Origin of the sequence: Longispora sp. NPDC051575, from assembly GCF_040681875.1 — a bacterium.
Taxonomy (GTDB): Bacteria; Actinomycetota; Actinomycetes; order Mycobacteriales; family Micromonosporaceae; genus Longispora.
Map to the genome: position 1 here is coordinate 191,748 of NZ_JBFAZP010000003.1, position 21,723 is coordinate 213,470.

Sequence of the window (21,723 nt, forward strand, 5' to 3'; positions counted from 1 at the left end):
CTGTCTACGCTAGCGAGTCCCTGACCAGCGCGAAGGCCTGATCGACAAGCTCGGTGAGGGGTTGGGCCCCGTTGAGGTCGGCCCATTGCCGGACGGCGGTCTCGTAGGCGGCGTAGGCGACGGCGGCGGTGACGGCGGCGCGGGGGCGGGGCAGGCCGCGGGTGTGCAGGGTGGCGGCGATGTCGTCCTGGGCCTGGAGTTGGCGGTCGAGGTAGCGGGCGCGGAGCGCGGGGGTGGCGAGGGTGAGCCGGGTGAGGCGGAGGGACTTGGGGCCGCCTTCGGCGAGGGCCTCGACGTAGCGGCCGAGGGCGCGGCGCAGGGAGGTGCCGGGGTGTTCGTCGGCGGGGCTGGCGGCGAGGGCGTCGCGGGCGAGGGTGCCGAGTTCGGTGACGAGGTCGAGGATGACGTCTTCCTTGGCGGGGAAGTACCGGAAGAACGTGCGTTTGGAGACGCCGGCCGCGGCGGCGATCTGTTCGATGGTGGTCTCCTCGAAGCCCTGGTGGGCGAGGAGTTTGAGGGCTGCCTCGGCCAGTTCGTCCCGGACGAGTTGGCGTTTGCGGTCGGCGAGGTTTCTCACCTCCGGAGAGTACCAGCTGACATCATTGACACTCGGTGCCATCCAGGGCATGCTATGTCAATGATGGCTCGTTGGAACGTCGCACACATCCCCCACCAGGCCGGCCGGACCATCGTCGTCACCGGCGCCAACAGCGGACTGGGCTACGCCACCACCCGCGAACTCGCCCGCCGTGGCGGCCACCTCGTCATGGCCGTCCGCAACGTGGCCGCCGGGCAGGCCGCGCGCGCCGCCCTCCTCGCGGAGGTCCCCGACGCGGCCGTGGAGGTGCGCCACCTGGATCTGGCGGATCTGGACTCGGTGCGCGCGTTCGCGGGCACGGTGGAGCGGGTGGACACGTTGGTGAACAACGCGGGGATCATGATGCCGCCGCGCACCCTGACCCGGCAGGGTCACGAGTTGCAGTTCGGGACGAACCATCTGGGGCACTTCGCGTTGACGGGTCTGTTGTTGGGCCGGTTGGGTGCGGGTGGTGACGGCCGGGTGGTGACGGTGAGTTCGTCGTTGCACCGGCGGGGTGCGATCCACTGGGACGATCTGACGGGTGAGCGCCGCTATTCGCCGGCGGGGTTCTACGCGCAGTCGAAGTTCGCGAACGTCCTGTTCGGTCTGGAGTTGGATCGTCGGTTGCGTGCGTCGGGTGCGGGGGTGCGCAGTGTGTTGGCGCATCCGGGGTACACGGACACGAATCTGCATTCGACGGGTCCGACGGGGGTGTTGAACGTGGTGGCGCGGATCGGTTCGGGGTTGTTCGCGCAGGACGCGGCGGCGGGTGCGTTGAGTCAGTTGTACGCGGCGAGTGATCCGGGTGCGGTGGGTGGGGAGTTCATCGGGCCGGGTGGGCCGGGGGAGATGCGTGGGTATCCGAAGGTGGTGCGTCCGGTGTCGTCGGCTCTGGACGAGGGGGCGGCGCGGCGGTTGTGGGCGTTGTCGGAGGAGTTGACGGGCGTGACGTCCTGACCTGTTCGGCCAAGGGCCGTGTCGTCCTCGACCGTGTTGACCCGGACCGCCGGTGGGTGCGGGGGCGTTCGGCGCTGGGTGTGCGCGCCGGTCGACGTGGTGCCGTGCCGGGCAGGGAGCCCCGTAGACTCCCCGCCCGGCACGCCGTCGTCTCCCGGCCCGCTCTGCCGGGCGGCTGCGGGGCTTGACCGGCCCCGTAGCCGTGGTGGGTCAGTGGCGCAGGTTCTGGGCGCCGATGATGCGGAGGCTGGGGCTGAGGTCGCCGGGGCCGGTGGGGGCGAGTTCGACGGCGAGGACCTTCTCGGGGCCGGTGTCGAAGTGGGGGCAGTAGACCTGTTCGCCGCGTCCGGGCTGGTGGTGGGTCCAGCCGTGGTCGGCGGAGAAGTGCACGGGTTGGGCGCAGTCGGCGCAGATGTAGTTGCGCAGGGTGCCGGGGGCGACGGGGTAGCGCTCGTCGGGGCCGGGGCGGCGGCCTCCGGGGAGCTGGCCGGCGGACATGCCGGGGCCGAGGACGGGGCCGTCGACGCCGCCGCCGGGGGTGCGGGAGGCGATCCGCCAGGGAAGGCGGCGGTCGGGGTCGACGCGGTTGAGGGTGGCGCGGGCTTCTTCGACGCTGCCGTGCACGGACACGTGCCAGCCCCTCGGGGTGTCGACGACGAGGGTGTGCAGGGTGACGGCGCGGTCGTCGCGGGCGATGCGGTAGCGGGCTTCGACGCTGCCGCCGGGGGCGCAGCCGAGCTGGTCGACGACGGTGATGAGGTCGTCGGCGAGGTGCAGGGTGACGAGGCGGCGGGCGACGAGCATCTCGGAGGCGCGGACGGCGAGGGCGAGGCGGGGCAGGGGGGTGCGGCGTTGCCAGCCGTCGCGGAGCACGTCGTCGTCGCCGACGGTCCAGTACTGGCGGCCTTCGGCCGCGTACCGGTTGAGGATGACGCTGCGCCAGTCGTAGTCGGGTTCGTCGGCGAGGCGTTCGCGGAGCCATTCCTCGGCGGCGGCGGTGCGCCGGATGTCGAGGTGCAGCGGGGTGAGCTGCTTGAGCTGGGCTTCGACGGCGGTGACGGAGCGGCCGAGGTCGACGGCGATCTGGTCGAGGGACGCGCCGGTGCGCAGCTCGGCGACGAGTTCCGCGTGGTGGTGCTCGGTCCACACCTCGCCGTTGTTGGCGGGGTTGGTCGCGGTCTCGGTGGACAGGGTTTCGGACACGGGCACAGTGACCTCCGCTGTAGGGAAAGCATCGGTTGTCTGGCTTCACGCTACGCGGGGGGTACGACATTTTCCGGGGGTGCGAACCCCACTCTGAGGGGTACTATGAACGTAGTAGTTTGTCGCGTGGAAGGGGTCGTCATGCCCACCCCCGAGCCCCACCTCACCCGTACCGTCGACGCCTCGGCCTGGTCGCCGCCGTTGCCGGAGGCCCCCGGATTCGACCACCTCGTCGTCGAGACGCCCGGCCTGCGTACCCATGTCGCCGCCCTCGGCGAGGGCGACCCGGTCGTGCTGCTGCACGGCTTCCCCGAGCACTGGTGGCAGTGGCACGCCGTCGCCCCGGCCATCGCCGCCCACGGCTTCCGGGTGTACTGCCCCGACCTGCGCGGGGCCGGCTGGACCGAGGCCGACGACCCCCGGGTCGAACGCGAGACCCGGCTCCGCGACCTGCTCGCCCTCCTCGACGCCCTGGACATCGGGCGCGCCCACCTCGTCTCCCACGACATGGGCGCCATCACCGCGATGCAACTGACCTACGACCACCCCGAGCGGGTGCGCACGGCGGTGCAACTGTCCGTCCCACCGGGGTTCTTCACGTTCAGCCCGAGGCTCGCCCCGGGTTTCCGGCACCTGCCCCGGTTCATCTGGCACCGCCCGGGCGTCTCGCTGCGCGGGATCTTCTCCGCCGCCTACGTCGCCCACCCGATGTCGCGGGCCACCGTCGAGGCCCACCTCGCCCCGATGGCCCGGCCCGAGATCGACGCCGCGGTGCGCCCGCTCACCCGCGGCATGATCCTGCCGGAGGCCATGCGCATGACGCGCGGCTTCTACCGCCGCCGCCGGCTGACCGTGCCGACCCTCGTGGTGTTCGGCCGCCGCGACCGGCCCTGGACGGAGGAACTCATGGGGCGCGTCTGCCGCGAACCGGAGCGGTACGCCGACCGGGTCGAGTTCGCCTACGTCGACGACGCGGCGCACTTCCTCACCGACGACGCCCCGGCCGAGGTCGCCCGCCTCGCCCTCGACTGGTTCGACCGGGCGGCGTGACAACGGCCGAACGAAGCCCCGACCCGGGGCGCGCACGCGCCGGCCGGCCGGACGCGCCGCCGCGCGCTCAGCGCAGCAGATCCAATTCGGGCCCCCACGAGTCGAGTACGTCGCCGTAGCCCTCGGCGCGCACCACCTTCTCCAGGTCGGCGTACAGCGTCGAGGGCCGGTCGGTCAGGCCGGCGATGACGTGGTCGGCGGTCCAGGGTCGTGGCAGGGGATGGGTTTCGAGTTCCCAGCGCAGGTACTTGTTGTAGGGGCGGACGCGGCCGTGGAGGGCGAACAGGGTCCAGCCGAACCAGGACGCGGCTTCGATCTCCTCCAGGCGGGCCAGGTCGGGCCGGCCGTCGCGGCGGTTCTTGGCGGCGCGGTAGATGAAGTTGACGTACCCGTCGAGTTCTTCGCGGACCCAGGCGTCGGTCTCCGCGGGTGTCAGCGTGGCCTGGGCGTGGACCCCTGCGGCGATCTGGCCGTCGAGGCGGTCCAGGAGGACGCGGGCGCCCCGGTAGGCGTAGCGGCCCCACCGGTCGGAGACGTCGGCGAGGTCGGCCAGTGATGTCGGGATCGTGTCGAGGGCGGGGGTGCGGGTGGTGGCCGTCCAGGCGCCGCCGTAGTCGGCGACGACGATGATGACGTCGGTGTCGGAGTGCGCGGTGGCCATGCCCTCGCGGGCCCGGGATCCGGTCAGGACGATGCCGAGCACGTCCGGGTCGGCCTCGGCGCGGGTCAGCAGGTCGGTGTAGGGGTCGCTCACCGGTTCAGTATCGTTCGCTCCGCAACCGGATTCGCGACCCCCGACCGCCGTTACGGCTGGTAGTTCGGGTCCGCCTTGATCACGGAGAACATCCCGCCCTGCGGGTCGACGAGGCCCGCCATCCGCCCGGCCTGCGAGTCCTGGCGGAACAGTTCGGTGGCGCCGAGGGCCAGGGCCCGGTCGGCGGCGGCGTCGCAGTCGTCCACGAAGAAGTACACCCCCCAGCGGGAGTCGCCGTCGGGGCTGGCCATCGCGCCGGCCACTGCCCGGCCGTCCTGTTCCAGGAGCGTGTACGGCGGATCGCCGTCGAGGTCGCGGACGGTCACCCCCAGTACCCCCGGATAGAAGGGTTTGACCTTGTCGAGGTCTGCGGAGTACAGCTCGGTCCAGCAGACGCTGCCCGGTTCGCCGGCGGTCTCCCAACCGGTGTGCCGGCCGGGCTGCCAGGCGGAGAAGTACGCCCCGGTGGGGTCGGTGAACACGGCCATCCGGCCCGCGTCCATGACGTCCATCGGGGCGACGACGACCGTGCCGCCACCCGCGGCGACGCGGGCGGCGGTGGCGTCGGCGTCGTCGGTGGCGAAGTACACGGCCCAGGAGGTGCCGCGCGCCGGGTCGGTGGCGGGGCCGAGGCCCGCGACCTGTTTCCCGTCGAGGTGCAGCAGGTGGTACCCGCCGGCTTCGGGTCCCATGTCCTGCGCGGTCCAGCCGAACAGGGCGGAGTAGAAGGCGATGGCGCCGGGGACGTCGGTGCTGCCGAGGTCGGCCCAGTTGGGGGCGCCCGGCGCGGTGGTGTCAGCCATGTCCCCATCCTCGCCCGGGGCTACGACTTTTTCCGCCGAACTCCCCGGTAACGGCCGCCGGCTAGGGTGAACGGATGGGTGACGAGACGTTGTTGCTGGTGATGGGCGTGTCCGGGAGCGGGAAGACGACGGTGGGCGCGATGCTCGCGGGCCGGTTGCGGTGGCGGTACGCGGAGGCCGACGACTTCCACCCGGCGGCCAACGTGGCGAAGATGGCCGCCGGGGAGCCGCTGACGGACGCCGACCGGTGGCCGTGGCTGGGGGCCATCGCGGCGTGGATGGACGAGCGCCGGGCGGCCGGGGAACCGGCGGTGGTGACGTGTTCGGCGTTGAAGCGCTCCTACCGGGACCTGCTGCGGGCCGATCGGCGGGACGTGCGGTTGGTGTACCTGCGCGGGGACCGGGAACTGATCGCCGGGCGGTTGGTGGCCCGGCACGGGCACTTCTTCCCGGACAAGCTGCTGGCCAGCCAGTTCGCGGATCTGGAAGAGCCCGGCGTGGACGAGGATCCGCTGGTGGTGCCGATCGAGGGCACCCCGGATGAGATCGTGGACCGGATCGTGGCGGGCCTCGACACCTGACCCTGGCCACAACCCCAGGATCTCGACGGGTACTACCGCACCGGGCCCTCAGCCCACCGGCGCGTTCCACCGCAGCAGTACCGGCGTGTCCCTCTCGTACCCCAGCACCGACAGTGTCGACGTGTCCAGGCGCAGCGACGCGCCCCCGGCCGGCGGCAGGTCGATCCACCGCGCCCCGCACACCCGCAGGCTGTGCCCGTGCGCGACGAACGCGACGTCCCCGTGTGCCAGCAGCGGCCGGGCCCGACCCAGGACCCGGTCCAGGCGCGCCCCCACGTCCTTCGGGGACTCCCCGCCGGGGCAGCCGTCCCGCCACAGGTCCCAGCCGGGGCGCCCGAGACGGATGTCGGCCGTGGTGACGCCCTCGTAGTCGCCGTAGTCCCATTCGGCCAGGTCGGGGTCCACGGCGGTGGGGGTGAGGCCGGCGAGGTCGGCGCTGCGCCGGGCCCGCAGCCGCGGGGACACCCACACGGCGGCGAACGCGCGCGCGGCGAGGGCCGGGCGGACGAGCGCCGCCTGGTCCTCGCCGCGCGCCGTCAACGGCAGGTCCGTCGTCGACGTGTGCCGCCCGGCGAGGGACCAGTCGGTCTCGCCGTGGCGGAGGAGCACGATGTCACCCAAGCCAGGCCCTGCGGGTGGCGGGCATGCCGCTGAACCCACCGGCGGCGGGTTTGACGGCGACGACCTGGTGGACGCCGATCTGGCCGTACCGGAACGACAGGGCGGTGGCGGCCATGTACAGCCGCCAGACCCGGGCGCGGCCCTCGCTGGTGAGTTTGACGGCCCGGTCCCAGCCGGCCTCGAGGTTGGCCGACCAGGCGCGCAGGGTGGACGTGTAGTGCTCGCGGAGCGCCTCGGTGTCGCGGACCTCGAAGCCGGCGTTCTCGATCAGGCCGACGGTCGTGCCGATCGGGGCCAGGTCCCCGTCGGGGAACACGAACGAGGCGATGAACGACGGTTCGTTCGGCGGGTGGCTCGGGTTGCGGGAGATCTGGTGGTTGAGGAGCCGGCCGCCCGGTCGCAGGAGTTCGAAGAGGTGTTCGCAGTACTCGGTGTACATCTCGTCGCCGACGTGTTCGGCCATCCCGACGCTGGAGATCGCGTCGAACGGGCCGTCGGTGACGTCGCGGTAGTCCTGGAGGCGGAACTCGACCCGGTCGGTGAGGCCGGCCTCGGCGGCGCGGGCCCGGGCCAGTTCGAGCTGTTCGACGGACAGGGTGACGCCCACGACGCGGGTGCCGTGTTCGCGGGCGGCGTGCAGGGCCAGGGAACCCCAGCCGCAGCCGACGTCCAGGAGCCGGGAGTCGGGGCCCAGTTCCAGCTTCTTGCAGATCAGCTGGAGCTTGTCGCGCTGGGCTTCCTCGAGGGTGGCGTCGGGGCCGGCCCAGTAGGCGCACGAGTACACCATCGACGGGCCCAGCAGCAGCCGGTAGAACTCGTTGCCGGCGTCGTAGTGGGAGCTGATCGCGGCACGGTCGCGGTCGCGGCTGTGCTTGGCGCCGGCGAGGTGGATCTCCTCCGGCGGCGGGGCCGGTTCCTTGCCGATCGCGCCCAGGAGGGTGGCCTCCTTGAGGAGCTGCGCCTTGTCGAGGGCGGCGACCTGCCTGCCGGCGATGACCGACAGGGTGTCCAGGACCTCGTACACGTCGCCTTCGACGTCGAGTTCACCGGCCACGTAGGCGCGGCCCAGGCCGAGCTGGTTGGGTTCGTGGACGAGTCTTCGGATGGCCTGGCGGGACCTGATGTCGACGACGGGTGCGTCCGGGGGGCCGGCGGTCGAACCGTCCCACCCTCGGACCCGCAGCGGCGGTCCCTCTCCCAGCAGTAGCGTGAACATGCGCAGCAGCCGGTCGGCAACAGTCACAGTCCGCCCCTCTCCGTGAGTCACACCCAGACTAGCGGGAATGAAGGCATGCGTCAGGATGATCCAATGCTGTTGACGACTGTGCACGACCGTGAGGACCTGGGCACCCGTTTTTCCGCCGACGCGGCCCTGCACGCCTACGAGCTGGGCGATCTCGACGACTTCTTCTGGCCCTACACCACCTGGTACCGGCTGCGGGGCGGGCAGTGTACGGCGCTGGTGTACACGGGGGCGGAGTTCGGGCCGATCCTGCTGGCGCTCAGCCGCCCCGACCGCGACGAGGAACTGCGCTCCCTCGTCACCCACCTGCTGCCCGTCCTGCCGCGCCGGTTCTACGCGCACGTCACGGGCGGCGCGCACCACATCCTGGCCAAGGAGTACGAGGTCACCGACCATGGCGTACACCGCAAGATGGCCCTGGTGGACTTCACGCCCGTCACCGGCGAGCCGACCGTGGTCCTGACGCCGGCGGACCTGGGGGAGCTGCGGGAACTCTACGACCGGGCGTACCCGGGCAACACCTTTGACGCCCGGATGCTCGACGGCGGCGACTACGTCGGGATCCGCCGGGACGGCCGGCTCGTCGCCGTCGCCGGCCTGCACGTGCACTCCCCGTCCCGGCGGATCGCGGCGCTGGGCAACGTCACCACCCTGCCCGAACTACGCGGCCAGGGCCTGGCGGCCGTCGCCGTGTCCGCGCTGTGCACCCGGCTGCTGGAGACCGTCGACCACATCGGGCTCAACGTGAAGGCCGACAACGTCTCCGCCATCGGCCTCTACGAACGTCTCGGCTTCGTCGCCGCCTCCGACTACCAGGAGATCAGCGCCACGGCCCGGTGACCAGGGCCCCGGTGAGCACCGCGGACGGCTGCGCCCCCAACGACAGGTCGGCGGCGGGCGCGCCGGCCCGGACCACCAGATCCCCGACGGCGGCGATCATGGCCCCGTTGTCCGTGCACAGCCGGATCGACGGCACCCGCAACGTCACCCCCGCCGCCCTGCACCGCTCCTCCGCCAGGGACCGGACCCGGCTGTTGGCCGCCACCCCGCCGACCAGCAGCAACGTGTCCGCGCCGTGCTCGGCGCAGGCCCGCAGCGCCTTACGGGTCAACGTGTCGGCGACCGCCTCCTGGAAACTGGCCGCCACATCGGCCACCGGCAGCGGACCCTCGTGCCGTTCCACCCACCGCGCCACGGCCGTCTTCAGACCGGAGAAGGAGAACCCGTACGGCGGATCCTTCGGGCCCGTCATCGGCCGAGGGAAGTCGATCGCCGCCGGGTTCCCGTCGCGGGCGATGCGGTCGATGACCGGACCCCCCGGATACGGCAGGCCCAGCAGGCGGGCCACCTTGTCGAACGCCTCCCCGGCCGCGTCGTCGACCGTGTCCCCCAGGTGCACGATCGGATCCCGCGCCAGGTCACCCAGCAGCAGGATCGACGTGTGCCCCCCGGACACGATCAGCGCCACACACCGCCCCGGCAGCGGCCCGTGCTCCAGGACGTCGACCGCGGCGTGCCCGGCGAGGTGGTGCACCCCGTAGAGGGGCACCCCCAACGCCAACGCGTACGCCTTACCCGCCGCCAGACCCACCTGTACCGCTGTCGCCAGCCCCGGGCCCGCCGTCACCGCCACCGCGTCGATGTCGGCGAAGCGCACCCCCGCCGCCTCCACCGCCCGCTGCACCATCGGCCGGACCGACTCCAGGTGCGCGCGGGCCGCGATCTCCGGCACCACCCCACCGAACCGGGCATGCTCGTCGACGCTGGAGGCCAGGGCGTCACCCAGCAGCACCCCGTCGCGGACCAGACCCGCGCCCGTCTCGTCGCACGACGTCTCGATGCCCAGGATCAGCGGCACGCTAGTTGCCCAGACCGGCGGCGACGAGGATCTCCTTGCGCTGCGCGGCCGGCAGCCGGTCCACGTACAGGGTGCCGTCGAGGTGGTCCACCTCGTGCTGCAGGCACCGGGCGAGCAGGCCCGTGCCGACGATCGTGATCGGCTTGCCGTCCATGTCGAAACCCGTGACCGTGGCCACGCCCGGCCGGCCCAGTTCCGCGTACTGCCCCGGGACCGACAGGCAGCCCTCGCCCTCCGTGACCAGCTCACGCGGCGGCGGGGGCAGCTCCAGGACCGGGTTGACGATGTGCGCGACGACGTGCTCCTCCGACGCGTCCGGGCAGTCGACGACGAACACGCGGGCGTCCACGCCGATCTGGTTGGCCGCCAGGCCCACGCCGTTCGCCTCGTACATGCTGGCGAACATGTCCTCGATCAGGGCCTTGAGCTCGGCGTCGAACACGGTCACGGTCTGGCAGGGCTTGTGCAGGACGGCCTCGCCGTAATAGGTGATGCGCCGCGCCGTGCCCTCGGAGTTTGTCATGGTTGACAAATATAATCGGGGCACGCCCGCCCCCCGTGTTCAGCCCTTGCGCGGCCGGTCGGAGCGCGCCGTTGGTCCCCGACCGGCCCAGGACGACGCCCGGACCCGCCGACGGCACCCGACCCCTGACCTGGCGCGCAGCGGCGCAGAGCGTACCCGTCTGGGCGTTTTTCCGGAAAGAACTGTCAGGAAAATGTCGGGGGTCCCGGCTATCGTGGCCCGGTGCATGCCGCTGACAGTCACGACCTCATCCGCGTCCACGGAGCCCGCGAGAACAACCTGCGGGACGTGAGCCTGGCCATCCCGAAACGCCGCCTCACCGTCTTCACCGGGGTGTCGGGTTCCGGCAAGAGCTCCCTGGTGTTCGGCACGATCGCCGCCGAGTCCCAGCGCCTCATCAACGAGACCTACAGCGCCTTCGTGCAGGGCTTCATGCCCAGCCTCGGCCGCCCCGACGTCGACCTCCTCGAGGGCCTGACCACCGCCATCATCGTCGACCAGGAGCGGATGGGCACCAACTCCCGCTCCACGGTCGGCACGGCCACCGACGCCAACGCCATGCTGCGGATCGTGTTCAGCCGCCTCGGCACGCCGAGCGCCGGCCCCTCGTTCCACTACAGCTTCAACCTGCCCGCCGGGGCCTGCCCGGACTGCGAGGGCATGGGCAGCACCGCCGACATCGACCTCGACGAACTGTTCGACCGGGACAAGTCCCTCGCCGACGGGGCCATCACGATCCCCGGGTACAACGTCGACGGCTGGCAGGTGCGGATCTTCACCGCCTCCGGGTTCATGGACCCCGACAAGCCCATCCGCGACTACACGCGGCAGGAGCTCGACGACTTCCTGTACAAGGAGCCGGTCAAGGTCAAGGTCGAGAACATCAACATGACGTACGAGGGGCTCGTGCCCCGCGTGCAGAAGTCGTTCCTGCAGAAGGACAAGGAGGCGCTCCAGCCGCACATCCGCGCCTTCGTCGACCGCGCCGTCACGTTCGCCGCCTGCCCGGCGTGCGGCGGCACCCGGCTCAACAAGGCCGCCCTGGACTCCCGGATCGACGGCGTCAACATCGCCGAGGCGTGCGCGATGCAGATCAGCGACCTCGCCGACTGGGTCCGCGCCATCGACGACCCGACCGTCGCGCCGCTGCTGGTGACCCTGCGCCAGACCCTCGACTCGTTCGTCGAGATCGGCCTCGGGTACCTCAGCCTCGACCGCCCCTCCGGCACCCTGTCCGGCGGCGAGGCGCAGCGCACCAAGATGATCCGCCACCTCGGCTCCAGCCTCACCGACGTGTCCTACATCTTCGACGAACCCACCGTGGGCCTGCACCCGCACGACATCCAGCGGATGAACGGCCTGCTGCTGCGGCTGCGCGACAAGGGCAACACGGTCCTCGTCGTGGAACACAAACCGGAGACCATCGCCATCGCCGACCACGTCGTCGACCTCGGCCCCGGCGCGGGCGGCAACGGCGGCACGATCTGCTTCGAGGGCACGGTCGCCGAACTGCGCGCCAGCGGCTCCCTTACCGGCCGGCACCTCGACTACCGGGCCGTCCTCAAGGCCGAGCCGCGCACCCCGACCGACGTGCTCGCGATCCGCGACGCGACCCGGCACAACCTGCGCGGCGTGAGCGTCGACGTCCCCCTCGGCGTGCTGTGCGTCGTCACGGGCGTCGCCGGCTCCGGCAAGAGCTCCCTCATCCACGGCTCCATCCCCAAGGGCGCCGGAGTCGTGTCCGTCGACCAGACCGCCATCCGGGGCTCCCGGCGCAGCAACCCCGCCACCTACAGCGGCCTGCTGGACCCGATCCGGGCCGCGTTCGCCAAGGCCAACGGCGTCAAACCGGCCCTGTTCAGCTCCAACTCCGCCGGCGCGTGCCCCAACTGCAACGGCAACGGCGTCCTCTACACCGACCTGGCGATGATGGCCGGCGTCGCGACCGTCTGCGAGGAATGCGAGGGCAAGCGGTTCCAGGCCGCCGTCCTGGAGTACAAGCTAGGGGGCCGCAACATCAGCGAGGTCCTGGCCATGTCCGTCACCGAGGCCGGGGAGTTCTTCGCCACCGGTGAGGCCAAGACCAAGGCCGCGCACGCCATCCTCGCCCGGATGGCCGACGTCGGCCTCGGCTACCTCAGCCTCGGCCAGCCCCTCACCACCCTGTCCGGCGGCGAACGGCAGCGGCTCAAGCTCGCGATCCACATGGCCGAGAAGGGCGGCGTCTACGTCCTCGACGAGCCCACCACCGGCCTGCACCTCGCCGACGTGGAACAGCTCCTCGGCCTCCTCGACCGGCTCGTGGACTCCGGCAAGTCCGTCATCGTCATCGAACACCACCTCGCGGTGATGGCCCGCGCCGACTGGATCATCGACCTCGGGCCCGGGGCCGGCCACGACGGCGGAAAGATCGTCTTCGAGGGTACGCCCGCGGACCTCGTCGCCGCCCGGTCCACGCTCACGGGACAGCACCTCGCGGAGTACGTGGGGGCGTAGGCGCGCCGACACCTGGCATCGGTGGGGTGGCGCGGCGGCAGGGGTGACCTGCGCCGCGCCACCCATGCCTGGGGCGCCATCCCGTGGCTCGCACCGCACGCTCTGGGGGCGTGGGGCAGGGCGCCACCCGGTCGTCGGATGGTCCGGCCCCCTGCCCGGTGGCGACCGGCGGCACCATGCCGGGCAACGCGGTCACCCACACCGGACCTGGCCGTGTGCGGCAACTCCGGCAGCCTTGGCGGCGATCGCGCGGTCAGTGTGAGCGCGCCCCGGTCGCCGGTCGGAGAAGTCCATGATCGTCGCGGGCCGCGGGCCGTGGCATGATCGGGTCCATGCCTTTCGTGTTCGCCCACGTCAGTGACACCCACCTCGACGGGGAGCCCCGGGCCTCGGCGCGCACCGCCGCCGTCATGGCCTACCTGCGCGACCTGCCCCTCGACGCGATCCTCGTCACCGGGGACATCGCCGACCACGGGGCGCCGGGGGAGTACGCCGAAGCCGCCGACCTGCTCACCGCACCCGTGCCCGTCCTCGTGCTGCCGGGCAACCACGACGAGCGGGCCGCGTTCCGCAAGGGACTTCTCGACCCCGCCCTGCCCGGTGACTTCGTCGGTCGAAACGACGCGCCCGGCGGGCCCTCCCCGGCGGCGGACGACGTCCCCGGCCCCGAAGTCGCGCCGATCAACCAGGTCCGCACCGTCGGCGGGGTCACCTTCGTGCTGTGCGACTCGACCATCCCCGGCCGCGACGACGGCCGCCTCGCGCCGGGCACCCTCGACTGGCTCGACGCCACCCTCGCCGCCACCGCCGGCCCGGTGTTCGTGGCCCTGCACCACCCGCCGGTCCGGATGTACAACCCGATCCTCGACACCCTGCTGCTCACCGAACCCGGCGGCCTCGAACGGGTCCTGCGCCGCCACCGGCACGTCGTCGCCGTACTGTGCGGCCACGCGCACACCGCCGCCGCGAGTACCTTCGCCGGCCTGCCCCTCCTCGTCGGCCCCGGCGTCGTGTCGACCCTGATGCTGGAGTGGGAGGGCCGCGGCCACCTCTCCTTCGACGACCCGCCGGGCATCGCGTTCCACGTCCTCGACGACGGCCACCTCACCACCCACTACCGGACAGTGCACTGACCCAACCCCTCGACGGGTACGCCGCCCGAAGCACCACTCGCACCCAGTCCACAGCCCCGGCCCCTCCCCGAACGGGGCCGGGGCGCGCCTAGACCCACAACCGGGCCCAGCGTAGGTTTACTTGGCCCGGTGGCCCGGTGGCCCGGTGGCCCGGGCGGGTGGTCAGACACGCCCTCGCGGCCTGGCATTCCGGCGTGGCAAGCCCGGGCCGCGCGGTGCGAATCCTCGGACGTCGACGTCCACAATCCGGCGCGCCATGTTTCGAGCAAGGGAAACGCTAGCCAGGCCCGCGAACCCGTTCAGTGCGCGAGGTGGACATAACCGCAGGTAGGGGCGCCTGGCGATTGCGTTGGCGTCGGGTTCGCCGCGCCGGCCGGGTACCCGTCGATTGCAATGGGTTTGATCTGAGGGCTACCCTCTGGGCGTCGACGGAGGAGGTCGTGATGCCGGGAGGCAGGCTCACCCAGCAGGACCGCCAGCAGATCGCGCTGGGCCTGGCCGACGGCCTCGCCTACGCGGAGATCGCCCGACGCGTCGACCGCCCCACCTCCACGGTCACGCGCGAGGTGCTGCGCAACGGCGGCCCCACCGCCTACCGGGCCGACGTTGCCCACCGCGCCACCGAACGCCGCGCCCACCGGCGCCGGCAGGTCACCCCCCGGGAGCCGGGCGCGAAACCGCAGGTCCACGGGCGCGACCCCGAGGCGGTGCGCGAGTTCGAGGACGTGTTCACCACCGTCATGATGTCCTCGGGCATGCCCACGATGATGGCCCGGGTACTGACCTGCCTCACCCTCGCCGACTCCGGCAGCCTCACCGCGGCCGAACTGGTCAGTCACCTGGGGGTCAGTCCGGCGTCGGTGTCCAAGGCCGTCGCGTTCCTGGAGAGTCAGAGCTTCGTCCGCCGGGAACGCGACGACCGCCGGCGCGACCGGTACGTGGTGGACGACGACGTCTGGTTCCAGTCGATGATGGCCAGCGCCCGGGCCACCGCCCACCTGGTCGTGACCGCCCGGCAGGGTGTGGATGTCCTCGGCCCCGCCACGCCGGCCGGCGCCCGGATGGAGAACATCGCCCGGTTCCTCGACTTCGTCAGCGAGAGCATCGCCCGCGCCGCGCAGCAGGCCCGCGAGGTCCTGCATACGAAGGCCGGGCCGGGTGCGGGTTCGCCCGCCAGGACCGGGCCGGGTCCGGAAGCCGGATAGCCGACCGCACCAGCGGAAACGGATCGGCAGGGAGCGTGAGCCCTCCGCCTCGGGGCTTCGACGCCGCAGCCGCGCCGGCCCTGGGAGGAGACGCCGCACGCACCGGGCGGAGCCCGGAGCCCCGACCGGCGCGACCACCGCGAACACGCCCGCTACCGCTCCGCCGGCAGCTCCCCGGTCAGATACCGCTGCAACGTCGGCGCGTAGCACTCCACCAGGAACTCCCGGTCCGCGCTGGCCACCGGCTCGGCCCGCACCACGTACCGGGTCAGGATCAGCCCCACCGCCTGCGAGAAACACAACGCGGCCCGCAGTTGCGGCCGGTCACTGCCCAGGTGGGTGGTGATCCGGGCGAACAACTGGTTCGTCAGGTACTCCCGCAGCGTCGTCGCCGGCCCGTGATCGTCGGCGAGGGACCTCAGCAGCGCGGTGAGCCGCCCGCCCCCGGCCGCCGCCTCCGCGTCCCACACCCCCAGCACGGTGCGCAGCATCCGGGCCGCCGTCTGTTCCGGATCGCCGTCGAGCACGTGCCGGAGCACCTCGCCGGGTACGGCGGGCAGGTCCACGGCGGCGGCGAACAGTTTGTCCTTGTTGCCGAAGTAGTAGTGCACGAGCGCCGCGTCGACCCCGGCGGAGGAGGCGATGCCCCGCATCGTCGTCTTGGCGTACCCGCGGTCGGAGAACTCGCGGCGGGCGGCGGCCAGGATCTGCTCGCGGGTGTCGTCCCCCTCGGAGCGCCGCGCGCGCTGCGGAATCTGTTGCGTCACGCCTACGGATGCTACGCTCGGGCCATCTTCAACACTTGATGATGAGCCGATACGGAGTCCGCCATGTGGGCGATGATCTTCAAAGAGTTCCTGGAGCTGCGCCGCGATAGGCGCACCATGGCCATGCTGATCGTGTTACCCCTGCTCCTGCTCGTGGTCTTCGGATACGCGGCCAGCTTCAATGTGTCGACCCTGACCACCGACGTCGTCGGCCCCGGCGCCACCCAGGCTGCCGCCGCGCTGCGCGCCCCCTTCGAGGTCGGCCGGGTCGACCCGGCGGCCGGGGACGCCGAGGCCCGCGAACGGCTGCGGACCGACCGCGCCGACGTCGTGCTCGTCACCGGCGGGGACACCGCCGTCGCCCTCGTGGACGGGTCCAACCTGTTCGGGGCGCAGGCGGCGAAGGCCGCGCTGGCGCGTACCCCCCTGAAGGTCGAGGTTCTCTACAACCCGGACCTCAAGACCTCCTGGGTGATGGTCCCGGCGCTGGTGGGGCTGATCCTGACCTTCATCGGCACCATCGTCACCGCCATCGGCCTGGTCCGCGAACGGCAGGCCGGCACCCTCGAACAACTCGCCGTCATGCCGTTTCGGCCGTCGGACGTCATCCTCGGCAAGATCGTGCCCTACTACCTGCTCGCGGCCCTCGACCTGGTCGTGGTGACGCTGCTCGGCCGGCTGCTGTTCGGGGTGCCGTTCGCCGGGTCGGTGCTCACCTTCGGGCTCGGCGCGGGGCTGTTCCTGTTCGTCGTGCTCGGCGTCGGGGTGCTGATCTCCACCGTGTCGCAGAACCAGGGCCAGGCCATCCAGCTCGCCCTCATGATCATGATGCCGCAGATCCTGCTGTCGGGCATGATCTTCCCGCTCGACGCGATGGCCCCGGGCGTGCGCTGGATCGGCTACCTGCTGCCCCTGACCTACTTCACGAAACTGTCCCAGGGAGTCATGCTGCGCGGCGACGACCTGGCCTCGCTGTGGCTGCCGCTGGTCGTCCTCGCCGGCATGGCCGTGGTCGTGTTCACCGCCGCCGTGCTGCGCTTCCGCCGCGACCTGGCCCCGAGTCAGCCATCGACCGGGGCGGCCGCAGGGGGTGCGTCATGACCTGGGGCACCACCGACCTGACCGTGCGCTATCCCCACACCCTGGCCCTCGACGCGGTCACGTTCGCCGCCCCCGCCGGTCAGATCTCCGCCGTCGTCGGCGGCGACGGGGCCGGCAAGTCCACCCTGCTGCGCAGCCTCGTCGGCGGGGTGCGGCCCACGTCCGGGCGGGTCGACGCGCCGGCGCTGCGCGAGATCGGTTTCATGCCGACGGGTACGGGCGTGTGGCGCGAGCTCACCGTCGCCGAGAACCTCGACTTCGTCGCCGCCGCCTACGGGGTCCGCGACCGCGACCGCCGCGCGGCCCTGCTCGCCGCCGCCGGCCTGGAACAGGTCACCGGCCGCCTCGCCGGGCAGCTGTCGGGCGGCATGCGGCAGAAGCTGGCCTTCACCCTCGCCATGCTGCACGCCCCGCGCCTGCTCGTCCTCGACGAACCCAGTACCGGCGTGGACCCGGTCAGCCGGGTCGAACTCTGGCGCCTGATCGCCCGGGCGGCCGTGGACGGGGCGGCCGTGGTGCTGTCCACCACGTACCTCGACGAGGCCGAACGCGCCGGCACGGTGTGCGTCCTGGATAACGGCCGGGTGCTGCGCTCCGGGCCGCCGGAGGACGTGATGTCCTCGACCCCCGGCACGATCACCGTCACCGACGACCCGCCGGACCGGGACCTCGCCTGGCGACGCGGGCGGCAGTGGCACGCGTGGCATCCCGGGCCGCCGCTGCCGGGGGAGACCCCGGTGGCCGCCGACATGGAGGACGCCGTGATCGCCGCGACCCTCGCGCTCCGCGAGCAGGGCCCGTCTGCGGCCACGTCGGACCCGTCTGCCACGACCCCGGGCCCCGACACCGCGACGTCGGGCCTGCCGCCCACGACCCCGGGCCCCGACACGGCGACATCGGCCACGACCCCCGGCCCCACCACTTCGGGGAGCCCGTCATGACCCGCCCCGCCCCGGCCAGCCTCGTGACCGTAGCCTCCGCCACCCGCCGCTTCGGCACCTTCACCGCCGTCGACGCCGTCTCCATGACCGTCGGACCGGGCGAGATCGTCGGCCTGCTCGGCGCCAACGGGGCCGGCAAGACCACCCTGCTCAAGATGATCCTCGGCCTGACCGCGCCCACCAGCGGCCGGGTCGCCCTGTTCGGGGCCGCCCCGTCGCGGGCCACCCGCACCCGGCTCGGGTACGTCGCCCAGGGCCTCGGCCTCTACGCCACCCTCACGGTCGCCGAGAACCTGGCGTTCGTCACCGCCGCGTACGGGCAGAAGGAAAAGCCCGTCCTCACCGGCGCCCTCGCCGAGGCCCGCGACCGCCTGGTGGGCGACATCGGCCTGGGCCTGCAACGCCAGCTCGCGTTCACCGCCGCCCTCGCGCACCGCCCGGAGCTGCTGATCCTCGACGAGCCGACCTCCGGCGTGGACGGCCTGGCGCGCGCCCGGCTGTGGGACACCATCCACGCGGAGGCCGAACGCGGCGTCGGCGTGCTCGTGACCACGCACTACATGCAGGAGGCCCAGCAGTGTGACCGCCTCGTGCTGATGGCCCGGGGCGCGGCCGTCGCGTCGGGTACGGAGGCGGACATCGTCGCCGGCACCACGGCCGTAGCGGCCCTGACCGACGACTGGGCGGCCGCGTTCGACGCCCTGCACCGGGCCGGGCTGGCCGTCACCCTCGCCGGCCGCAGCGTCCGGGTCGCCGACACCGAACCGGACACCGTGGCCGCCGTACTGCGCGCCGCCGGGGTCCCCGCGGACGTCCGCCAGGTGCCCGCGACCCTCGAGGAGAAGATGATCGGGATCTGTCGCATAGACCTATAAATTGGACTTTCCGTTGGTAGCGTCGGTCTCACGTGCCAAGGGAGGTCTCCGTGAGGATCCTGCGTCGTGGACCCATCGCCGTGCTGTCCGTGCTCCTCGCGGCGGCCGTGACGGCGACCCCGCCACCGGCGAGCGCCGAGCCCGGTCCTGCGAGCCCGGAGACCGCCGCCGCCGGCCCGGAGGCCCGCACCGAGCGCCTCGCGCAGATCGTCGCGCACCCCGACGACGAGATCCTCTTCCTGAACCCGGACCTGCAACGCTCCGCCGAGGCCGGGTACGCCAACACCACGGTCTTCCTCACCGCCGGCGACGCCGACCGCGGCCCCGGATACTCCCGGTCCCGGCAGGACGGCGCCATGGAGGCCCACCGGCACATGGCCGGCGCCCCGGCGTGCGCGACCCCGCGGGCCTGCTGGACCCAGGACGCGTGGGCCGTGGGCGCGGGTGTGGTGCAGCGGTTCACCCTCACGGCCCGCCCCACCGTCCAGTTGATCTTCCTGAACGTCCGCGACGGGTACGACTCCGGCGGCAGCTGCGATCTCATGCACCTGTGGACCGACGGCTCCTTCACCGCCGCCCCGGTGGTCCCCGACGACGCGACCGACCCGGCGGGCGTCGGCGCGACCCGTTACACCCACGACAGCCTGCGCGACACGGTCGTGGCGATCCTGCGCGCGGTCCGCCCGACCCTGGTGCGCGGCCAGGACCCGCACCCCGACCACCGCTACCAGCCCGGCTACCGCTGCCTGGGCCGCACGTTCGACGACCACTACGACCATGTCGCCTCGGCCCTGTTCGCCGAGGAGATCACCGCCGCGTACGGGGGCCGGCTGGCCACCCAGTTCTACCGGCAGAACAACATCCAGACCGCCGTGCCGAACCTGACCGAGGGCGACCGGGCGCTCAAGGACGCCGTGTTCCGGCACTACATCCCCTACGACGACGCGACCCGCGACCCGGCCGGCAACCCCGCCCCGGTGTACGTCACCTACAGCCGGGTCATGTACGCCCGCTTCCCCCGGGGCACCGCCTGGGTCGGGCGCACCGGCGACGGCTGGCTGCAACCGTTCGTGGTCCTGGGCGGCCGGGTACTCACCTGGCGGCAGACCGGCGACGGCACGTACGCGGGCCCGGTGGACCTGGGCGGCCCGGGCGTACCCGTCACCGGGGTCGTGTCCGTGGGCAACAACGCCGACGGCCGGCTGGAGATCTTCGTCGTGGGCGCCGACGACAGCGCGGCCGTGCACACCACGTACCAGCGGGCCGACGGCGAGTGGGTCGGGCACTGGGACAACTTCGGCAACCCCAACGACACCGTGACACCGCAGGTCCGCCGGGCGGTCAGCGGCGCGGCGGTCGGGTCCAACGCGGACGGCCGGCTGCAGATCTTCGTCACCAACGGCAACGGCGGCCTGGGTTCCAAGTGGCAGACCTCGGTCAACGGCCCGTGGACCCCGGGCTGGCTGGACATGGGCGGCTCCGACATCCAGGGCGTGCCGGTCGCGGTCACCAACGACGACGGCCGACTGGAGGTGTTCGCCGCGACCCGCGCCGGCGTGGACCACCGCTACCAGGTCGCCCCGAACTCGCCGTTCGTGTCGCACACCCTGCCGGTCCGGGTCGCCGGTCCGGTGAACGTGGCCAAGAACGCCGACGGCCGACTGGAACTCTTCTACCGGGGTCCCAACACCGGGGACGTCGCGCACCTGTACCAGACGGCGGTGAACGGCGACTGGGGCGGCGGGCCGCTGTCCCTGGGCGGGCACGGCGGCGTGGGGGAGCTGGAGACCGTCACCAGCGCCGGGCGGATCCTGGTGTTCGGCCGCAACCAGGCCACCGGGGTCAGCCACCTCCGCCAGACCGCGCAGGGCTGGCCGGCGGCGTGGACCGACAGCGCCGGGGCCTCGATCGACACCCCGTCCGTCGCGCTCGACCGGACCGGCCGGGTCGTGATGTTCCAGCTCGCCCCCGACGGCCGGCTGCTGATGGCCGCGCAGAAGACCCCGGACCCCGACAGTCCGTTCCGGCCGTGGGTGCCCCTGCCCTGACCCCCGACGGGTACGAGGCCACGCCCGGTACTTGACTATCTCCAGTACCGGGCATAGCTTGGTGTGGTGATCCCGCCCCGCGACCCGCAACTCCTCAAGGGCGCCCTGTCCCTCCTGCTCCTGCACCTGCTCGCCGAACGCGAGTCCTACGGCTACCAGGTGGTGCAGCGCCTGCGCGAGACCGGCCTGCCCGACATCCTCGAGGGCACCGTCTACCCGGCCCTGTCCCGCCTCGAACGCGAGGGCCGGGTCACCGCCCGCCTGGTCTCCTCGACCTCCGGCCCCGCCCGCAAGTACTACCGCCCGACCCCCGCCGGCTACGAGGCCCTCGCCACGGGCGCGGCCCAGTGGTTCGCCCTCGCCGACGTCGTGGGCGCGGTCCTCACCCGCCCGGTCCCCCCGGCCCCGATCGAAGGATCCTGAGATGTCCCACCCCGTGAGCTGGTTCGACCGGCTGCGCATCGAGTCCGTCGTGTGGTCCCTCGACCACCGCCTCTACGACCTGTCCCCGAGGTCGCGGATCGCCAAACGCCGCGAGGTGCGGGAGAACCTGCTGACCGCGTCCGCCGACATCGGCACCTCGGAGGCCCTGCGTAACCTGGGCGGCAGCCGCCGGCTCGCGGCCGAGTACCGGGCGGCGGAGTTCGACGGGGAGGTCCGCGCGAACTGGTTCACCGCGTTCATCTTCTTCATGACCGGACAGTTACTCATCCAGTCGCTGCTGACAGAGCGGGTCCTCGCCTTCAACGAAGGGCTCATGGCCGCGAACCCGGACGCCACGGGCACCTTCACCAGCAGTCGGTTCAGCTTCATCCAGGACGCGGCCACGTTCACCCTCGACCACGGTCAGGGCGTCTGGACCGGCGGCCGGATGACCGTCTGGGCCTGGGTCGTCTTCGCTGTGGCCACGATCCTCGTCGGCCGGCTGTGGCGGGCCGTGCCGGGATGGCGCCGGCTGACGAGCGCGAAGGTGATCTGAGGCGC

General features: G+C 72.4%; 22 protein-coding genes. 13 read left to right on the forward strand and 9 right to left on the reverse strand.

Features of this window, described 5'->3' with window-relative positions; all coding sequences use genetic code 11:
* Positions 1-4: 4 nt before the first annotated feature.
* On the reverse strand, positions 5-577 hold the full coding sequence (locus tag AB0M43_RS08345) for a TetR family transcriptional regulator (protein WP_363722373.1): 573 nt from the start codon (positions 575-577) through the stop codon (positions 5-7).
* Positions 578-637: 60 nt separating this feature from the next.
* Here AB0M43_RS08345 and AB0M43_RS08350 point away from each other — a divergent pair, with 60 nt between their 5' ends.
* On the forward strand, positions 638-1,537 hold the full coding sequence (locus tag AB0M43_RS08350) for an oxidoreductase (RefSeq protein ID WP_363722375.1): 900 nt from the start codon (positions 638-640) through the stop codon (positions 1,535-1,537).
* A gap of 210 nt (positions 1,538-1,747) precedes the next feature.
* On the opposite strand, the gene AB0M43_RS08355 is transcribed toward AB0M43_RS08350, so the two are convergent.
* Positions 1,748-2,746: a hypothetical protein gene (locus AB0M43_RS08355; protein WP_363722376.1), complete on the reverse strand. Its 999-nt coding sequence runs from the start codon at positions 2,744-2,746 to the stop codon at positions 1,748-1,750.
* Between the two features lie 135 nt (positions 2,747-2,881).
* Here AB0M43_RS08355 and AB0M43_RS08360 point away from each other — a divergent pair, with 135 nt between their 5' ends.
* Positions 2,882-3,790, forward strand: a complete 909-nt coding sequence (locus AB0M43_RS08360) for an alpha/beta hydrolase (protein ID WP_363722378.1) — start codon at positions 2,882-2,884, stop codon at positions 3,788-3,790.
* A gap of 67 nt (positions 3,791-3,857) precedes the next feature.
* Here AB0M43_RS08360 and AB0M43_RS08365 read toward each other — a convergent pair whose 3' ends face one another.
* Together AB0M43_RS08365 and AB0M43_RS08370 are read right to left on the reverse strand one after the other, a co-directional pair.
* Positions 3,858-4,544 (reverse strand): hypothetical protein, encoded by a 687-nt coding sequence (locus AB0M43_RS08365; RefSeq protein WP_363722379.1) that lies wholly within the window; start codon positions 4,542-4,544, stop codon positions 3,858-3,860.
* Positions 4,545-4,594: 50 nt separating this feature from the next.
* Positions 4,595-5,347, reverse strand: a complete 753-nt coding sequence (locus tag AB0M43_RS08370; protein WP_363722380.1) for a VOC family protein — start codon at positions 5,345-5,347, stop codon at positions 4,595-4,597.
* A 74-nt stretch (positions 5,348-5,421) separates the two neighbouring features.
* Between AB0M43_RS08370 and AB0M43_RS08375 the strand changes: the two genes are divergently transcribed.
* Entirely contained in the window at positions 5,422-5,928 is a 507-nt protein-coding gene (locus tag AB0M43_RS08375) for a gluconokinase (protein ID WP_363722381.1), read from the forward strand.
* 48 nt (positions 5,929-5,976) lie between these two features.
* Here the strand turns inward: AB0M43_RS08375 and AB0M43_RS08380 are convergent, their stop codons facing one another.
* Together AB0M43_RS08380 and AB0M43_RS08385 are read right to left on the reverse strand one after the other, a co-directional pair.
* Positions 5,977-6,549, reverse strand: coding sequence for a histidine phosphatase family protein (locus AB0M43_RS08380; RefSeq protein WP_363722382.1), 573 nt, complete (start codon positions 6,547-6,549; stop codon positions 5,977-5,979).
* On the reverse strand, positions 6,542-7,792 hold the full coding sequence (locus AB0M43_RS08385; RefSeq protein WP_363722383.1) for a cyclopropane-fatty-acyl-phospholipid synthase family protein: 1,251 nt from the start codon (positions 7,790-7,792) through the stop codon (positions 6,542-6,544). Before AB0M43_RS08385 ends, AB0M43_RS08380 begins: the two co-directional genes overlap by 8 nt.
* Positions 7,793-7,858: 66 nt before the next feature.
* On the opposite strand from AB0M43_RS08385, the gene AB0M43_RS08390 reads away from it, so the two are divergent.
* The gene (locus AB0M43_RS08390; RefSeq protein ID WP_363722384.1) at positions 7,859-8,632 is read left to right on the forward strand and encodes a GNAT family N-acetyltransferase; all 774 of its coding nucleotides are present in this window, start codon (positions 7,859-7,861) and stop codon (positions 8,630-8,632) included.
* Here AB0M43_RS08390 and tsaD read toward each other — a convergent pair.
* Positions 8,613-9,650, reverse strand: a complete 1,038-nt coding sequence (gene tsaD, locus AB0M43_RS08395; protein ID WP_363722385.1) for a tRNA (adenosine(37)-N6)-threonylcarbamoyltransferase complex transferase subunit TsaD — start codon at positions 9,648-9,650, stop codon at positions 8,613-8,615. The two genes, AB0M43_RS08390 and tsaD, sit on opposite strands and share 20 nt — an antisense overlap.
* 1 nt (position 9,651) lies before the next feature.
* Entirely contained in the window at positions 9,652-10,173 is a 522-nt protein-coding gene (def, locus tag AB0M43_RS08400) for a peptide deformylase (RefSeq protein WP_363722386.1), read from the reverse strand.
* Positions 10,174-10,395: 222 nt separating this feature from the next.
* On the opposite strand from def, the gene AB0M43_RS08405 reads away from it, so the two are divergent.
* The 3 genes from AB0M43_RS08405 to AB0M43_RS08415 all read left to right on the forward strand — a co-directional run bounded on the left by AB0M43_RS08405 (position 10,396) and on the right by AB0M43_RS08415 (position 15,007).
* Entirely contained in the window at positions 10,396-12,669 is a 2,274-nt protein-coding gene (locus tag AB0M43_RS08405; protein ID WP_363722387.1) for an excinuclease ABC subunit UvrA, read from the forward strand.
* A gap of 332 nt (positions 12,670-13,001) precedes the next feature.
* Positions 13,002-13,802, forward strand: a complete 801-nt coding sequence (locus tag AB0M43_RS08410; protein ID WP_363722388.1) for a metallophosphoesterase — start codon at positions 13,002-13,004, stop codon at positions 13,800-13,802.
* Between the two features lie 443 nt (positions 13,803-14,245).
* Positions 14,246-15,007 (forward strand): helix-turn-helix domain-containing protein, encoded by a 762-nt coding sequence (locus tag AB0M43_RS08415; RefSeq protein WP_363722390.1) that lies wholly within the window; start codon positions 14,246-14,248, stop codon positions 15,005-15,007.
* A 152-nt stretch (positions 15,008-15,159) separates the two neighbouring features.
* Here the strand turns inward: AB0M43_RS08415 and AB0M43_RS08420 are convergent, their stop codons facing one another.
* A complete protein-coding gene (locus AB0M43_RS08420) occupies positions 15,160-15,774 on the reverse strand; it encodes a TetR family transcriptional regulator (RefSeq protein ID WP_363722392.1) in 615 nt (204 codons plus the stop codon).
* A gap of 63 nt (positions 15,775-15,837) precedes the next feature.
* Here AB0M43_RS08420 and AB0M43_RS08425 point away from each other — a divergent pair, with 63 nt between their 5' ends.
* From AB0M43_RS08425 to AB0M43_RS08450, 6 genes are all read left to right on the forward strand, one after another.
* Positions 15,838-16,875 (forward strand): ABC transporter permease, encoded by a 1,038-nt coding sequence (locus AB0M43_RS08425; RefSeq protein WP_363722394.1) that lies wholly within the window; start codon positions 15,838-15,840, stop codon positions 16,873-16,875.
* Positions 16,872-17,816, forward strand: coding sequence for an ABC transporter ATP-binding protein (locus AB0M43_RS08430; protein ID WP_363722396.1), 945 nt, complete (start codon positions 16,872-16,874; stop codon positions 17,814-17,816). The genes AB0M43_RS08425 and AB0M43_RS08430 overlap by 4 nt, the downstream gene beginning before the upstream one ends.
* Complete coding sequence (locus AB0M43_RS08435; RefSeq protein WP_363722398.1) at positions 17,813-18,691, forward strand: ABC transporter ATP-binding protein; 879 nt, start codon at positions 17,813-17,815, stop codon at positions 18,689-18,691. The genes AB0M43_RS08430 and AB0M43_RS08435 overlap by 4 nt, the downstream gene beginning before the upstream one ends.
* Before the next feature lie 50 nt (positions 18,692-18,741).
* On the forward strand, positions 18,742-20,739 hold the full coding sequence (locus tag AB0M43_RS08440; protein ID WP_363722400.1) for a PIG-L family deacetylase: 1,998 nt from the start codon (positions 18,742-18,744) through the stop codon (positions 20,737-20,739).
* 66 nt (positions 20,740-20,805) lie between these two features.
* Positions 20,806-21,162, forward strand: a complete 357-nt coding sequence (locus AB0M43_RS08445; protein ID WP_363722402.1) for a PadR family transcriptional regulator — start codon at positions 20,806-20,808, stop codon at positions 21,160-21,162.
* A gap of 1 nt (position 21,163) precedes the next feature.
* Complete coding sequence (locus AB0M43_RS08450) at positions 21,164-21,718, forward strand: hypothetical protein (protein ID WP_363722404.1); 555 nt, start codon at positions 21,164-21,166, stop codon at positions 21,716-21,718.
* The last annotated feature ends 5 nt before the right edge of the window (positions 21,719-21,723 follow it).

What these genes read in the sequence shown, in the direction of transcription:
- AB0M43_RS08360 (WP_363722378.1), top strand. Translation starts at nt 2,882, where the DNA reads ATGCCCACCCCCGAGCCCCACCTCACCCGTACCGTCGACGCCTCGGCC.
- def (WP_363722386.1), bottom strand. Translation starts at nt 10,173, where the DNA reads ATGACAAACTCCGAGGGCACGGCGCGGCGCATCACCTATTACGGCGAG.
- AB0M43_RS08430 (WP_363722396.1), top strand. Translation starts at nt 16,872, where the DNA reads ATGACCTGGGGCACCACCGACCTGACCGTGCGCTATCCCCACACCCTG.
- AB0M43_RS08435 (WP_363722398.1), top strand. Translation starts at nt 17,813, where the DNA reads ATGACCCGCCCCGCCCCGGCCAGCCTCGTGACCGTAGCCTCCGCCACC.
- AB0M43_RS08415 (WP_363722390.1), top strand. Translation starts at nt 14,246, where the DNA reads ATGCCGGGAGGCAGGCTCACCCAGCAGGACCGCCAGCAGATCGCGCTG.
- AB0M43_RS08390 (WP_363722384.1), top strand. Translation starts at nt 7,859, where the DNA reads ATGCTGTTGACGACTGTGCACGACCGTGAGGACCTGGGCACCCGTTTT.
- AB0M43_RS08425 (WP_363722394.1), top strand. Translation starts at nt 15,838, where the DNA reads ATGTGGGCGATGATCTTCAAAGAGTTCCTGGAGCTGCGCCGCGATAGG.
- AB0M43_RS08375 (WP_363722381.1), top strand. Translation starts at nt 5,422, where the DNA reads ATGGGTGACGAGACGTTGTTGCTGGTGATGGGCGTGTCCGGGAGCGGG.
- AB0M43_RS08410 (WP_363722388.1), top strand. Translation starts at nt 13,002, where the DNA reads ATGCCTTTCGTGTTCGCCCACGTCAGTGACACCCACCTCGACGGGGAG.
- AB0M43_RS08450 (WP_363722404.1), top strand. Translation starts at nt 21,164, where the DNA reads ATGTCCCACCCCGTGAGCTGGTTCGACCGGCTGCGCATCGAGTCCGTC.
- AB0M43_RS08370 (WP_363722380.1), bottom strand. Translation starts at nt 5,347, where the DNA reads ATGGCTGACACCACCGCGCCGGGCGCCCCCAACTGGGCCGACCTCGGC.
- AB0M43_RS08350 (WP_363722375.1), top strand. Translation starts at nt 638, where the DNA reads ATGATGGCTCGTTGGAACGTCGCACACATCCCCCACCAGGCCGGCCGG.